Consider the following 13,204-nt stretch of genomic DNA (forward strand, 5'->3'; position numbering starts at 1 on the left):
ATTTTCCAGCGATGTCTGGGGGCAAAAATGATCAATAAGTATTTAAAAATAGCAGTAGTAATGCTGCTTTCACCTGCGTTTGCAAACGCCAACGAACATAACCATGCACACAATAACGACGTAACACCTTTGGAGTTAATCGTTTATAAAACCCCTACTTGTGGGTGTTGTAAAAAATGGATAACTCATATTGAAGACAAAGGGATCGTTGCGCATTCCAAAGATTTCCGAAACATCGGCAACATCAAAACTAAGTATGGTATCAAACCTAATTACCGTTCATGCCACACGGCAGTGAGTAGAAATGGATTTGCCTTTGAAGGTCATATACCTGCTAAATTTATTCAGCAGTTCTTATCAGAAGAACATCCCAATGCGATTGGGCTTTCAGTTCCAGCAATGCCAGTTGGCTCTCCCGGTATGGAAGTCGATGACCGCTTTATGCCATACAACGTGTTAATTCTATTTAAAGATGGAACGAGCAAAGTCTATGCAAAAGTTAAGACATACGAGGAGCAATTCTAATGAAATTGAACTCTTCAAACCTTACTTCACTTTCAACTGCATTAATACTCGGCTTATCTGTATTCTCAGCTCAAGCTGAGAAAGTAGTGTCGCTTGAACAAGCTATCACCTTAGCTCAGCAAAATGATCCTTGGCTTCATGGTAGCCGATTGAAACAAAGTGCAGTTGAAAATAGAAGTATTGCTTCAGGTACTTTGCCTGATCCGAAAGTATCGCTAGGGATAATGAATTTACCAACAGATACTTGGGATTTAGATCAGGAAGGAATGACTCAGCTAAAGGTTGGCGTCTCTCAAATGTTTCCGAGAGGCGACAGTCTAGAGATCAAGAAAGACCAGTTACAAATTGAGTCCACGAAATTTCCACTGTTACGAGAGGATCGTAAAGCTAAGTTGAAAAGCCAAGTGTCACAACTTTGGTTAGATGCTTACTTAGCCCAACAAACTATTAAATTGATTGAAGATGATTGGTCTCTCTTTGAGCAGATGGCGGAAGTGGCTAAAGCTAGCTATTCAAACGTTGTTGGTAAAACTAGACAGCAAGATGTTATTCGTGCTCAGTTGGAAATCGTGCAGTTAGATGACAGATTAACTTCGCAAAAGCAGAAACTAGAAACGACAATCGCTCGTCTCAATGAGTGGCTTCATATTTACGATGCGGATCGTTTGAATGAATCATTCAACTTTGACGCGCAACCATTAGAGTTTAGCGTCTCAAAAGAATTGCCTTCGATTCAATTGAATAATCCAACAGTCCTAAAAGCATCTAATTACTCAAGAAATCTATTGGCTCAGGAGCTTTCGAATCACCCAGTCATACTTGCGATTGATATAAAACGCAAAGCTTCAGAAAAAGGAATTGAGTTAGCCAAACAGCAATATGAGCCGCAATGGGGCGTTAATGCTAGTTATGCCTATCGCGACAATATGCCCTCTGGTGATAGCCGAGCTGATTTATTTTCTGTTGGGGTAACGTTTGATTTACCCTTGTTTACCGAGAACAGACAAGATAAGCAAGTTGCAGCTTCTATTGCAGATTCAGAGACTATTAAAACCGAGAAACTATTACTGACAAAGCAAATGATCAGTGTTTTAGAAAAAGAACTAAGACAGCTTAAACGCTTATCAGATAGACAATCTATCTATCAAGAACAACTCCTTAAACAAACTCATGACCAAGCAGAAGCGTCATTGACAGCCTACACAAATGATGATGGCGATTTTGCCGAAGTTGTTCGAGCAAGAATTGCCGAATTAAATACCAGAATATCAGCTTTAAGAATTGATGTTGACGCACTTAAAACAGTTGCTCGTATCAACTATTTCTTTGCGCATTCTCAATCTAACTCAAATGCTGAACATAAGTCGATGCAAACTTCACACAAAACTAATCAGCACTTATCCAGTCAGCAATTTGGAGAAAAATAATGTCAACGAATACAAAAACAATTATTGCCATCATCATTGGGGCAGCACTTGGTGCTGGAGCATTGAGTTTATATCAAGGTACTGGCTCAAACAGTAATAGTAATGAAGCAACATCAGGAGAAAAAAAGCCTCTGTATTGGGTTGCACCGATGGATTCTAATTACCGCCGGGACAAGCCCGGTAAGTCGCCTATGGGGATGGATCTAATTCCAGTGTATGAGGAAGGATCATCTGGTGATGACTTTGGCCCCGGAGCAGTAAAAATTGCGCCTCATGTAGTGAATAACCTTGGGGTTCGCACTGCACCTGTTGAACTGAAAAATATGCATACTGAAATCTCAACGGTAGGTTATGTTCAATATGATGAAGATAAGCTAATTCATATCCACCCACGGGTTGATGGCTGGATTGATAAACTTTACATCAAAGCAGCAGGTAACCCTGTAGAGAAAGGGCAGCCTCTTTATACACTATATTCTCCTCAGTTAGTTAATGCTCAGGAAGAGCTGTTAATAGCGTTAAAGCGCAACAATAGTTCTTTAATTTCAGCAGCCAAAGATCGCCTAAAAGCGTTACAGCTTTCAGCAGACTTTGTTCAAAAGCTAGAAAAGACACGAAAGGTTCAGCAAACAATTACCTTTTATTCACCACAAGCAGGTGTTGTCGATGGTTTGAAGGTTAGAGAAGGTTTTTATGTAAAGCCGGGAAACACCTTATTAAGCATTGGCCAGCTAGATCAAGTTTGGGTTGAAGCAGAAGTGTTTGAACGTGACGCAGCCTTAATTAAAAAAGGACTTCCTGTATCAATGACACTGGATTATTTACCCGGTGAGGACTGGGCTGGTGTCGTTGATTATGTTTATCCAACATTGAACAGTAAAACACGCACACTCCGAGTGAGATTGAAATTTGATAACACAGACTATCAATTAAAACCAAATATGTTTGCACAAGTCTCTATTCACGCTAATCAAGCTGATAGCACCATCCTCGTGCCTAAAGAAGCCGTTATTAGAACAGGTAAACAGGACAGAGTAGTACTTGCGTTAGGTGATGGGCAATTTAAATCTATTGAAGTGACTATTGGCCGGGTTGATATCGACAGCATCGAAATATTAGACGGCTTAAATGAAGATGACGTTGTGGTGACATCTGCCCAATTCTTGATTGATTCTGAATCAAGTAAAAGCTCTGACTTTAAACGAATGACTCATGATGAAGTGCCTAACTCTGTTTGGATGCAAGGGGATGTTAATAGTGTTATGGCAGGGCACCGCATGGTTAATATTTCACATGGCCCTGCTGAAGCTTGGGATTGGCCTGAAATGGTTATGGATTTTACTGTGGCTGAAAAAGTCGATATTGACTCATTAAAGTCAGGTCAATCTTTGCACTTTGAAGTGAGCAAAACCGAAGACGGTGGATATGAAATTACTGGAATTCATATCATGAGTGAGCCTGAAGTATCATCAGCAACAGTATCTGGTTTGATTAATGCGATTGATATTGATACACGGATTCTAAATATTAGCAGAGGCCCAATAGAGAAATGGGATAGACCTGCTGCGACGATGGATTTTATCGTCGCGGACAATATAGAAATGGTTGATTTCAATGTCGGTGATAATGTCACTTTCACTTTTGAGGTTAGAGATGACTTAGTTATCACTGACATTTCTCTTGAATCAGATGAACAACACGGCAAGGAAAATAAAGCTGCTGTTGATCATTCTAATCATTAAGTGGGAGAAAAATAATGATTGAATCAATTATTAGATGGTCTATCGGCAATCGTTTCTTTGTTTTGTTGATTACCTTAATTATCGCGTTTGGTGGTTTGTATTCATTACAAAAAACACCAGTAGATGCACTCCCCGATCTTTCTGATGTGCAGGTGATAATTAAGACGAGCTATCCGGGACAGGCACCACAAGTAGTGCAGGATCAAGTGACATTTCCTCTTACTACAGCGATGTTATCAGTGCCGGGGGCGCAAACTGTTCGTGGTTACTCATTTTTTGGTGATTCCTACGTCTACATTATTTTTGATGACGATACTGATTTGTATTGGGCTAGAAGCAGAGTACTTGAATACTTAAGCCAAGTAGCATCAAGCCTGCCTGATTCGGCAAAACCTCAATTAGGACCTGATGCAACAGGTGTGGGTTGGGTATACATTTACGCTTTAACAGATAAGTCTGGAAACCATGATCTAAGCCAATTAAGAAGCATTCAAGACTGGTTCTTAAAGTATGAACTACAAACTGTTCCGGGCGTGTCCGAAGTTGCCGCCGTTGGTGGTATGGTTAAGCAGTATCAAGTGCAAGTAGATCCTGATAAATTGAGAGCTTACGATATTCCTCTAAGTTTAATACAAATAGCCTTACAAAAAGGGAACAAAGAAACTGGCGCATCCGTTGTGGAAATGGCTGAAGCTGAATATATGGTTACCGCAACGGGGTATATTCAATCAGTTAGTGATATAGAGAAAATCCCACTTGGTATTAACGAACAAGGCACGCCATTGCGTATTGGTGATGTTGCTACCGTTAATTTAGGGCCTCAAATGCGCCGTGGTATCGCAGAGCTTAATGGTGAAGGCGAAGTTGTTGGTGGTGTTGTCGTTATGCGCTTTGGTGAAAACGCTCAACAAACCATAAACGGGGTAAAAGAAAAACTTGAATCGCTTAAATCTTCTCTACCAGAGGGGGTGGAGATTGTCCCTGTTTATGACAGATCGAAGTTAATAGATCGTGCTGTTGATAATCTTTGGAGCAAGTTGCTAGAGGAGCTTGCAGTCGTTGCTATTGTCTGTGTGGCTTTCCTATTTCATCTTCGCTCATCTATTGTGGCAGTTGTTACTCTGCCATTAGGTATCTTGGTGTCGTTCATTATCATGTATATGCAAGGCATCAATGCCAACATTATGTCTTTAGGCGGTATCGCTATTGCGATTGGTGCGATGACTGATGGTGCAATAGTGATGATTGAAAATATGCACAAGCATATGGAGAAAACACCACTAACAGATGAAAATCGCTGGCAAATTGTTGCTAAGGCTGCGAGTGAAGTAGGCCCTGCACTATTTTTTAGCTTACTGATCATTACAGTCTCATTCTTACCTGTATTTATCTTGGAAGCGCAAGAAGGAAGAATGTTCTCTCCGCTCGCCTATACAAAAACCTATGCAATGGCGGCATCAGCAGGTTTGGCGATCACATTGGTGCCTGTTTTGATGGGCTACTTTATTCGAGGCAAAGTTGTTTCTGAAAAGAAAAACCCGTTAAACCGATTATTGATTGCTATCTACATGCCTGTTTTAAAGCAAGTCATGAAGTTTCCAAAATCGACAATAGTAGCAGCAATATTAGTGACTATCGTTGGCTTTTGGCCTGTCGATAAAATTGGTAGTGAATTCATTCCGCCATTGGATGAAGGCGATCTCATGTATATGCCTACTACCTATCCCGGTATTTCAATTGGTAAAGCAAGGGAGTTATTGCAGCAAACAGACAAGCTTATTCGCACTGTGCCAGAAGTTGAAACTGTATTTGGTAAAGTAGGAAGAGCTGAAACTGCAACCGATCCTGCACCTTTAACCATGATTGAAACCTTTATTCAATTGAAGCCACAAGAGCAGTGGCGAGAGGGTGTGACTACTGAATCGTTAAAAGCTGAGTTTGATAAATTGGTTAAGTTTCCGGGCTTAACGAATGCTTGGGTTATGCCAATCAAGACCCGAATCGACATGTTAGCAACAGGCATAAAAACGCCTGTGGGTATTAAAGTCGCCGGACCAGAGCTTGATGTGATTCAGGAAATCGGCCAACAAATAGAGCAAATTTTACCCGAAGTTACAGGCACAGCATCAGTTTACTCAGAGCGAGTTGCAGGTGGACGATATATCAAGGTTGATATTTCACGCGATAAGGCAAGTCGCTTTGGGTTAAACATCGAAGATGTTCAACAAGTGGTTTCTACAGCTATTGGTGGTATGAACGTTACCCAAACGGTAGAAGGTCAAGAGCGTTACCCTGTTAACTTACGCTATCCGCAAGACTATCGAGACTCTCCTGAGCAGCTATCACGATTACCTGTTGTAACACCAAGTGGTCAACGCATTGCACTAGGTGATGTCGCAGATATTCGAGTTGAGAACGGTCCGCCGGGGATTAAGAGTGAAAATGCTCGTTTAAATGGCTGGACGTTTATCGATATAGACGGTGTTGACGTAGGTACTTATGTTGAAAGTGCAAAAATACACTTGGCTAATAATCTAAAACTACCAGCAGGTTATTCAATTACTTGGGCTGGGCAATACGAATATATGGAAAGAGCGAAAGAAAAGCTCACCTATGTATTGCCTTTAACACTCGCCATTATTGTTATTCTACTTTACTTAAACTTCAGAGCGTTTAGTGAGGTGGCTATCATTATCGTTACCTTGCCGATGGCGATGATTGGTGGCTTATGGTTGATGTATCTGGAAGGGTTTAACTTCTCTGTGGCTGTTGGCGTGGGCTTTATTGCTCTAGCTGGGGTAGCGGTTGAGATTGGTGTGATAATGTTGGTCTATCTTAATCAGGCACTTGCTGAGCTTAAGGAAAAAGCTGAAGAGCGAGCTGAACCTATCTCTGATGATGCATATCAAGATGCATTATTGCACGGTGCAGCCTTACGAGTTCGTCCAGTAATGATGACAGTTGCAACAATCATTATCGGCTTGATGCCCATTTTATATGGTACAGGAACAGGTTCGGAGATTATGAGTCGTATTGCTGCACCTATGGTAGGCGGAATGACAAGTGCTGTGCTACTCACTCTTATTGTGCTCCCAGTAATTTACTCAATCGTTAAAAAGCCAGAATTAAACGCCTTTAACAAGGAGCTTTCTAAGGCGGAGCTAAAAAGTAATGCTTAGCGAAGTTAAGAAACCATAAATAGCAATTTCAATAAACTAAAATAGAGGTAAATATGAAAAAACTAATTAAATTTTTAACCGTAATCAGTGTCGTTTTTAGTAGTGCGGTATTTGCGCATGTGCATCTTGAAAAAAGTGTGCCTGCTGATAATGCAATGCTAATGAATCCTCCAGAAGAGTTAACTTTGGTGTTCACCAAAGAGGTACGTGTTGTAAAAGTTTCATTGGCCAATAAACAAGGCGAAGAATTTAAATTTGGATTCGAGCCTTCTAAAGTCGCTACTAGCAAATTTACATGGAAACTACCTAAATTAGCTCCTGCAAACTATGCTGTGGATGTAACCTTCTTAGGTAACGATGGTCATAAAATGAAACATAGCTTCGGCTTTATGGTTCACTAAAATAGGCGGTGTGATTGATATGGAAATGTATATCTGGAATACAGTCATTGTACTGTCAAAAATTGTATTTTACGTCGGCTTTGCCTGTATTGCTGGTTATACATTTTTCAGGCAAATATTTGAGAATAATGAATCTCATACTAATACTGTAATAGCGAATTTAACGTGGACAAGAACTTATATAGTTATGGCTTTGATCGCTAATATTACTTGGTTCTTTGCCAGTACTGGTGCAATGGCAGAAGAGGGAATTCAGGGGGCGATAGACGCTGATATATTGGCTATTATGTGGGACTCCTCTGTCGGCACTGGAGCTTTGCTTCGAGCGCTTGGGCTAGTTACCGCAATAATCGCTTTAGCTTTAAGGTTCAAACTCGCTGTGAACTCGTACTTAAAACAAAGCGCTTTAATGTTGAGTTTATTAATCCTTGCATACTCATTCACGTTACTGGGTCATATTTCTGAGTTAGGCACAATTGAAAAAGGCTTGCTTATTTTGCATGTGCTCGTTATGGCATGGTGGTTTGGGGCGTTATTGCCACTAAAACAGGCTTGCCATCAGCTAAGTTATGCAGAACTTCATTTGCTGATGGAAAGCTTTGGCAAACAAGCAAGTTTTACAGTGAGCCTATTGTTGGTAGCAGGCCTCTGGCTCGTGATTCAATTGGTCGGAAGTCTTGATGCACTAATAAGCTCAAGTTACGGACAAACACTGTTGTTTAAATTGGCCCTTGTAGTGTCTATTTTGGCACTTGCTGCTAAACATAAACTAATACTCGTTCCACAACTTAAAAATAGTCAAGGCAGAGAGGCTTTATCTAAATCTATCTCGATAGAAATGCTAGTAGCTTTTGCCATTTTATCTGTAACGGCTGGGCTTACTAGTGTTGTTGGCCCTGCAAATTAAAACCTAAAAGAGAGAATGAAAATGAAAACAATAAATATATTACTCGTTTTATTAATGACGTTTAGTTTCGCAGCAAACGCTCATGGTGATAAGAACAAAGACAAAGGTTTGTTTAAAGGTATAGATACCCCTGCCGCAAAAGTTGTTTTGGCATTTCATCAAGCACTTGAAACTGGCAATCAAAAACAGGCTAGAGCGCAGTTAGCGGATGATGTCACCATTTTCGAGGGAGGCCGCGTTGAAAGGAGCGCTGATGAATATGCTCATCATCATATGTTGTCGGATATGAAGTATTTAGCAGCGATGAAGAGCGACACACTTGAACATCAAGTGACGATACTTGGAAATACCGCTATCTCTGCGTCGCGTAGTCAAACTACAGGTACTCATAAAGGTGTTGAACGCGATTATCAAGGCATGGAAACGATAGTGCTGGAAAAACAAAATGGTGAATGGAAGATTAAGCACATTCATTGGTCACATTAATTTATTGGTTAAATAACGGAGTACAAAATGAGAATTAAAAGTCCATTACATCAAGTTTCTACGCCACGTAGACGCTTTGTACAAGGTGTAATTGCTGGCGGTGTATTAGCTGCTTTTCCAAGTGTTCTTCATGCAGCTTCATCTTTGATTGCTGGAACTTCAACAGGTACTGCGCCCGAACTAAGTGGAGAAGTAATAGATTTAGTGATAGATGAGTCACCCGTAAACTTCACAGGTGTTGTAAGAATGGCTACAACAATCAATGGCTCAATACCAGCTCCTACCTTGCGCCTCAGAGAAGGTGATGACGTTACTATCAGGGTAACTAATAAATTATCAGTGCCGAGTTCAATTCATTGGCATGGGATCATTCTTCCGTATCAAATGGATGGCGTACCGGGTATTAGCTTTAAAGGTATAATGCCGGGTGAAACCTTTGTTTATAAATTTAAGCTGCAACAAAGCGGCACATATTGGTATCACTCACACAGTGGCTTTCAAGAAATGACAGGTATGTACGGCGCATTAATTATTGAGCCAAGAGAAAAGGATATTATTAGTGCTGACAATGAGCATGTCATCCAATTGTCTGATTGGACTGATGATGACCCAATGGATTTGTTTCGCAAGTTAAAAGTACAGGGCGATGTATTTAACTTTAATCAACCTACTGTTCCAGAGTTTTTTGATGACATTTCAAATAGCAGCGTTTCAAATGCGCTACAACGCCGGGAAATGTGGAATAAAATGAGAATGAACCCTACAGATCTTGCAGACTTATCAGCATCTGCAATGACTTTTTTAATGAATGGTTGTGCGCCTTTGACAAACTGGCGTGGAATGTTTAAAGCTGGCGAAAAGGTTAGGCTTAGATTTATTAACGGTTCTAGCAATACGTTTTTTGATGTAAGAATACCTGAGCTGAAGTTAACAGTTGTACAAGCTGATGGACAAAATGTTGAACCTGTGACAGTAGATGAATTTAGATTTGGTCCCGGTGAAACTTATGATGTACTTGTCGAGCCAAAAAATGATGCATATACGATTTTTGCACAAAGCATGGATCGCTCAGGTTATGCTAAAGGTACTTTATCAATGGCACCTAACGTTGATGCACCAGTACCTTCTTTAGACCCCGTTGAGTGGTTAACGATGACAGATATGATGGGCAATATGACCCATGATAGTGTGCATTCTACAATGGCTGATACGGCAGGTATGTCGGGCATGAATTCTAATAAAATGGATCATAGTGCAATGGGTCATGGAGCGATGGCAATGGATCATAGTAAACATGGAATGACTAAAAACCCATTAGCTGTTGCTAGCACTAAAGTGCGTCATGCAAAAACAGAGTATGGAGCTTCTGTTGATATGCGTGTTGATATGCCTAGAACAAACCTTGATGATCCCGGTATAGGTTTACGTAAAAATGGACGCCGTGTTTTAACACTTGCAGATTTACATTCTCTTGAGGGAATTACAAACCAGCAAGAGCCAGAGGCTGAAATTGAATTACATTTAACTGGAAACATGGAGCGTTATAGCTGGTCATTTGATGGCTTGGAATTTGGAAAAAGCACGCCAGTTCACATGAAGCATAATCAACGTTTAAGAGTTATTTTACAAAACGATACAATGATGACACATCCCATGCACCTGCATGGTATGTGGAGCGATTTGGAGAATGAAAAAGGTGATGTACAGGTTCGTCGCCATACTATCCCTGTACAACCAGCGCAAAGAATTAGTTTTTTAACAACACCTCATGACGTAGGTCGCTGGGCATGGCATTGCCATTTATTATTCCACATGGATGCAGGTATGTTTAGAGAGGTAGTTGTATCATGAAAAAATTAATACTAACCAATACGTTAAGACTATTATTAATAGGTTTGCCCCTTATAAGTGTATCTGTATCTGTATCTGTATCTGCAAAAGATGAGATGACTGAGATGGGTGATTCTAAAATGCAAGCACAAGGTGGAGATGCACCTAAAGATGCTAGAGACCCCCATGCTTATGCAGCAGGTACAACTTTGACTGAAGGCCCTTATGCACTCAGTAGCGACAAACGACTGACTTTGGCAGATGAGCATTCATTTTACGCGCTACTAGGGGATCGTCTTGAATATAATGAGCAAACAAACGCAGGTGTTTTTGACTTTCAGGCATGGTATGGCACTACTTTTGATAGATTAGTCATCAAAACTGAAGGAGATTTTAGCGAAGGTAATTTAGAGGAGAACCAAACAGATTTTCTATGGGGCCACGCAATATCTGCTTATTGGGATACACAAGTCGGTATTCGACTTGATTACAATAACGAAGGTGAAAACCGCAAATGGCTAGCTTTTGGTTTACAAGGTCTAGCCCCCTACTGGTTTGAAATTGATATGACTGCGTATTTAGGAGAGCAAGGTAATAGTGCATTTTCGATCGAAGCTGAGTATGAGCTATTACTTACTCAAAAGTTAATTGTTCAACCACGAGCAGAGTTGACGCTTTACGGTAAGGATGACGTCCAAAATAACCTTGGTAGTGGCTTGTCTAGCAGTGCTATTGGTTTTCGGGTTCGTTATGAGTTTACCCGCCAGTTTGCTCCCTATGTTGGCGTTGAGTGGACAAATAAATTTGGTAATACAGCCGACTTTGCGAAGTTAAATGGGCAAAGTACTCGTGATACTGCTTTTGTTGCAGGTATCAAGTTCTGGCTCTGATATGAAGAAATACTATATTGACTTGATGAGAGCTACCGCAACTATATTGATGGTAGCTTTCGTTTTTTGGGATTTAAACCATTTTAGTTATGTTAGGAAAGGCCTAGCTAATAGTTTTTTTGGAAAGAACTAAGAGCAGTAATAGTAAGCTACTTCTTGTTTTCAATCGGTGCCAGTCTGGTGTATACCTATCAAGGTGGAATATCAGCTAAGAAGTAAAGTTGGCGAATGGTTAAGGTTAAAGAGTCAAGGCAAAAAACATCGCCATTGAAAGACGTACAATAGGCCATTTTATCACTTTTGATGAACGGGAATTGGATGTGCCCGGGATAGAACCGATTGTTGCAAAGTACTGCGCTTAAAGCTGAACAATTGGAAAAATGATCCATTACTCAATACCTAGTTATGAGCGTAGGGTTTTTATTTCTTTTAATGGTGCTCATGCTTGGCTTCAATCTCATGAGTATAAATTAGACACCCCTTTTATACTTGTGAAGTTAAAGCTGTTTAAAAAAGTAAAAAGTAAAAAGTAAAAAGTAAAAAGTAAAAAGTAAAAAGTAAAAAGTAAAAAGTAAAAAGTTTAGGTTTTAGTTCAAAGGTTGATCAAGATCATAAAATTATTTTTATAAAGTGGCTAATATTGTAGGTGATAAATAAGGAATTAAAATGTTTGGACTTTTCAAGTGGTTTAAAATAGTGGTAATTACTCTGTTGCTTACGCAGCATGGCTTTGCTATTGCTAAACCAATGAATTGTGAAGAACATCAAAATGGATCTTCCGACACGCATATTATACAACCAAGCAAAAATATGCATCATCAATCAATGAATGACAATAGTCACTATCACACTGAAAATTCGCAAGATTCTAAAAACCGTCATGGTGATGAAGACTGTGAAAAATGTAAAGCTGGTGATTGTGTTTGTTGTGAAGGCGGTTTTTGTACAAGCTTTCATTTAAATGCCTATCTTGTGGAAGCGCAAGACGAAGGTATTTGCAATATTCATTCTGAGCTAATTCTACAGCGTATACCCCTACCAAAATCTGGTATCCATCTCTTACTTTATCGTCCACCAATTATTGGCTAATCACGGGATCAGTGCGCCTTTTTTTCGCCAGTCCCATCAAAAATAAAACGATTTACTGATTGGTTTAAATTACCAACCGTTTTGAACAATTAGCACAATATTTTTTGGAGGCATGATGAACATGCTCAAACTATTGCTATTTACAGTACTTAATGCTGTCGATTTTGACCGAGATTTCTCTTTTACCAAAAAATTAGTTTTTAGCTTATTCACTAGAATTAGTACTTGACCTGTGTCTTAGACACAGGTCTAAGCTGAAGATGAGAGTACAAACTTAGCTAAAAAACTGAGGAGTGAATATGAAAGTTGCGGAGCTGGCAAAAAGCCTTGGAACGACTGCTGATACGGTGCGCTATTACACCAGATTAGGATTGTTAAAACCTGCTAAGTCAGTGAACGGCTACAAGTCATACTCGAATAAAGAAGTATCGAGACTTAAATTCATTTTAAGTGCCAGAAACCTTGGTTTTTCCGTTGCAGATATCAAGGAAATTATTAATGAATCTGAAGATGGTAAAAGTGCGTGCCCATTAGTCAGAAGCCTGATCAAAGAGCGGCTTGAAGAAACAGAAAAGCAGTTTCAAGCAATGTTGGCACTTCGAGGAAAAATGTCTTCTGCGCTTTCTCGATGGGAAGAAATGGAAGACAAAGCACCGACTGCAAACATGGTTTGTCATCTCATCGAAAACTTTGAGCAAATTAAAAAAGCATAGGAGGAAAAAGGGTGG

At 40.0% G+C, this 13,204-nt stretch carries 11 protein-coding genes; all 11 read left to right on the forward strand.

The features are described from left to right. The first annotated feature begins 27 nt into the window (after nt 1–27). The gene (locus PMAN_RS04360; protein ID WP_004589252.1) at nt 28–525 is read left to right on the forward strand and encodes a DUF411 domain-containing protein; all 498 of its coding nucleotides are present in this window, start codon (nt 28–30) and stop codon (nt 523–525) included. Then, complete coding sequence (locus tag PMAN_RS04365; RefSeq protein WP_010558034.1) at nt 525–1,952, forward strand: TolC family protein; 1,428 nt, start codon at nt 525–527, stop codon at nt 1,950–1,952. Before PMAN_RS04360 ends, PMAN_RS04365 begins: the two co-directional genes overlap by 1 nt. Further along, a complete protein-coding gene (locus PMAN_RS04370; protein ID WP_004589254.1) occupies nt 1,952–3,694 on the forward strand; it encodes an efflux RND transporter periplasmic adaptor subunit in 1,743 nt (580 codons plus the stop codon). Before PMAN_RS04365 ends, PMAN_RS04370 begins: the two co-directional genes overlap by 1 nt. A 14-nt stretch (nt 3,695–3,708) precedes the next feature. Further along, a complete protein-coding gene (locus tag PMAN_RS04375) occupies nt 3,709–6,873 on the forward strand; it encodes an efflux RND transporter permease subunit (protein WP_010558033.1) in 3,165 nt (1,054 codons plus the stop codon). Nucleotides 6,874–6,926: 53 nt separating this feature from the next. Further along, nucleotides 6,927–7,274, forward strand: a complete 348-nt coding sequence (locus PMAN_RS04380) for a copper resistance CopC family protein (protein ID WP_010558032.1) — start codon at nt 6,927–6,929, stop codon at nt 7,272–7,274. 19 nt (nt 7,275–7,293) lie between these two features. Next, a complete protein-coding gene (locus PMAN_RS04385) occupies nt 7,294–8,181 on the forward strand; it encodes a copper resistance D family protein (RefSeq protein ID WP_010558031.1) in 888 nt (295 codons plus the stop codon). A gap of 15 nt (nt 8,182–8,196) precedes the next feature. After that, on the forward strand, nt 8,197–8,667 hold the full coding sequence (locus PMAN_RS04390) for a YybH family protein (RefSeq protein ID WP_021032425.1): 471 nt from the start codon (nt 8,197–8,199) through the stop codon (nt 8,665–8,667). Between the two features lie 27 nt (nt 8,668–8,694). Further along, nucleotides 8,695–10,518: a copper resistance system multicopper oxidase gene (locus tag PMAN_RS04395; RefSeq protein WP_010558029.1), complete on the forward strand. Its 1,824-nt coding sequence runs from the start codon at nt 8,695–8,697 to the stop codon at nt 10,516–10,518. Continuing rightward, complete coding sequence (locus PMAN_RS04400; RefSeq protein ID WP_021032426.1) at nt 10,515–11,387, forward strand: copper resistance protein B; 873 nt, start codon at nt 10,515–10,517, stop codon at nt 11,385–11,387. The genes PMAN_RS04395 and PMAN_RS04400 overlap by 4 nt, the downstream gene beginning before the upstream one ends. Before the next feature lie 666 nt (nt 11,388–12,053). Next, complete coding sequence (locus PMAN_RS04405) at nt 12,054–12,476, forward strand: hypothetical protein (protein ID WP_010558026.1); 423 nt, start codon at nt 12,054–12,056, stop codon at nt 12,474–12,476. A 299-nt stretch (nt 12,477–12,775) separates the two neighbouring features. Next, nucleotides 12,776–13,189: a MerR family transcriptional regulator gene (locus PMAN_RS04410; protein WP_008467855.1), complete on the forward strand. Its 414-nt coding sequence runs from the start codon at nt 12,776–12,778 to the stop codon at nt 13,187–13,189. The last annotated feature ends 15 nt before the right edge of the window (nt 13,190–13,204 follow it).

The sequence above is a fragment of the Pseudoalteromonas marina genome (assembly GCF_000238335.3).
GTDB lineage: Bacteria > Pseudomonadota > Gammaproteobacteria > Enterobacterales > Alteromonadaceae > Pseudoalteromonas > Pseudoalteromonas marina.

Coding starts and splice junctions, on each gene's coding strand:
- PMAN_RS04360 (WP_004589252.1), top strand. CDS start 28: ATGATCAATAAGTATTTAAAAATAGCAGTAGTAATGCTGCTTTCACCT.
- PMAN_RS04365 (WP_010558034.1), top strand. CDS start 525: ATGAAATTGAACTCTTCAAACCTTACTTCACTTTCAACTGCATTAATA.
- PMAN_RS04370 (WP_004589254.1), top strand. CDS start 1,952: ATGTCAACGAATACAAAAACAATTATTGCCATCATCATTGGGGCAGCA.
- PMAN_RS04375 (WP_010558033.1), top strand. CDS start 3,709: ATGATTGAATCAATTATTAGATGGTCTATCGGCAATCGTTTCTTTGTT.
- PMAN_RS04380 (WP_010558032.1), top strand. CDS start 6,927: ATGAAAAAACTAATTAAATTTTTAACCGTAATCAGTGTCGTTTTTAGT.
- PMAN_RS04385 (WP_010558031.1), top strand. CDS start 7,294: ATGGAAATGTATATCTGGAATACAGTCATTGTACTGTCAAAAATTGTA.
- PMAN_RS04390 (WP_021032425.1), top strand. CDS start 8,197: ATGAAAATGAAAACAATAAATATATTACTCGTTTTATTAATGACGTTT.
- PMAN_RS04395 (WP_010558029.1), top strand. CDS start 8,695: ATGAGAATTAAAAGTCCATTACATCAAGTTTCTACGCCACGTAGACGC.
- PMAN_RS04400 (WP_021032426.1), top strand. CDS start 10,515: ATGAAAAAATTAATACTAACCAATACGTTAAGACTATTATTAATAGGT.
- PMAN_RS04405 (WP_010558026.1), top strand. CDS start 12,054: ATGTTTGGACTTTTCAAGTGGTTTAAAATAGTGGTAATTACTCTGTTG.
- PMAN_RS04410 (WP_008467855.1), top strand. CDS start 12,776: ATGAAAGTTGCGGAGCTGGCAAAAAGCCTTGGAACGACTGCTGATACG.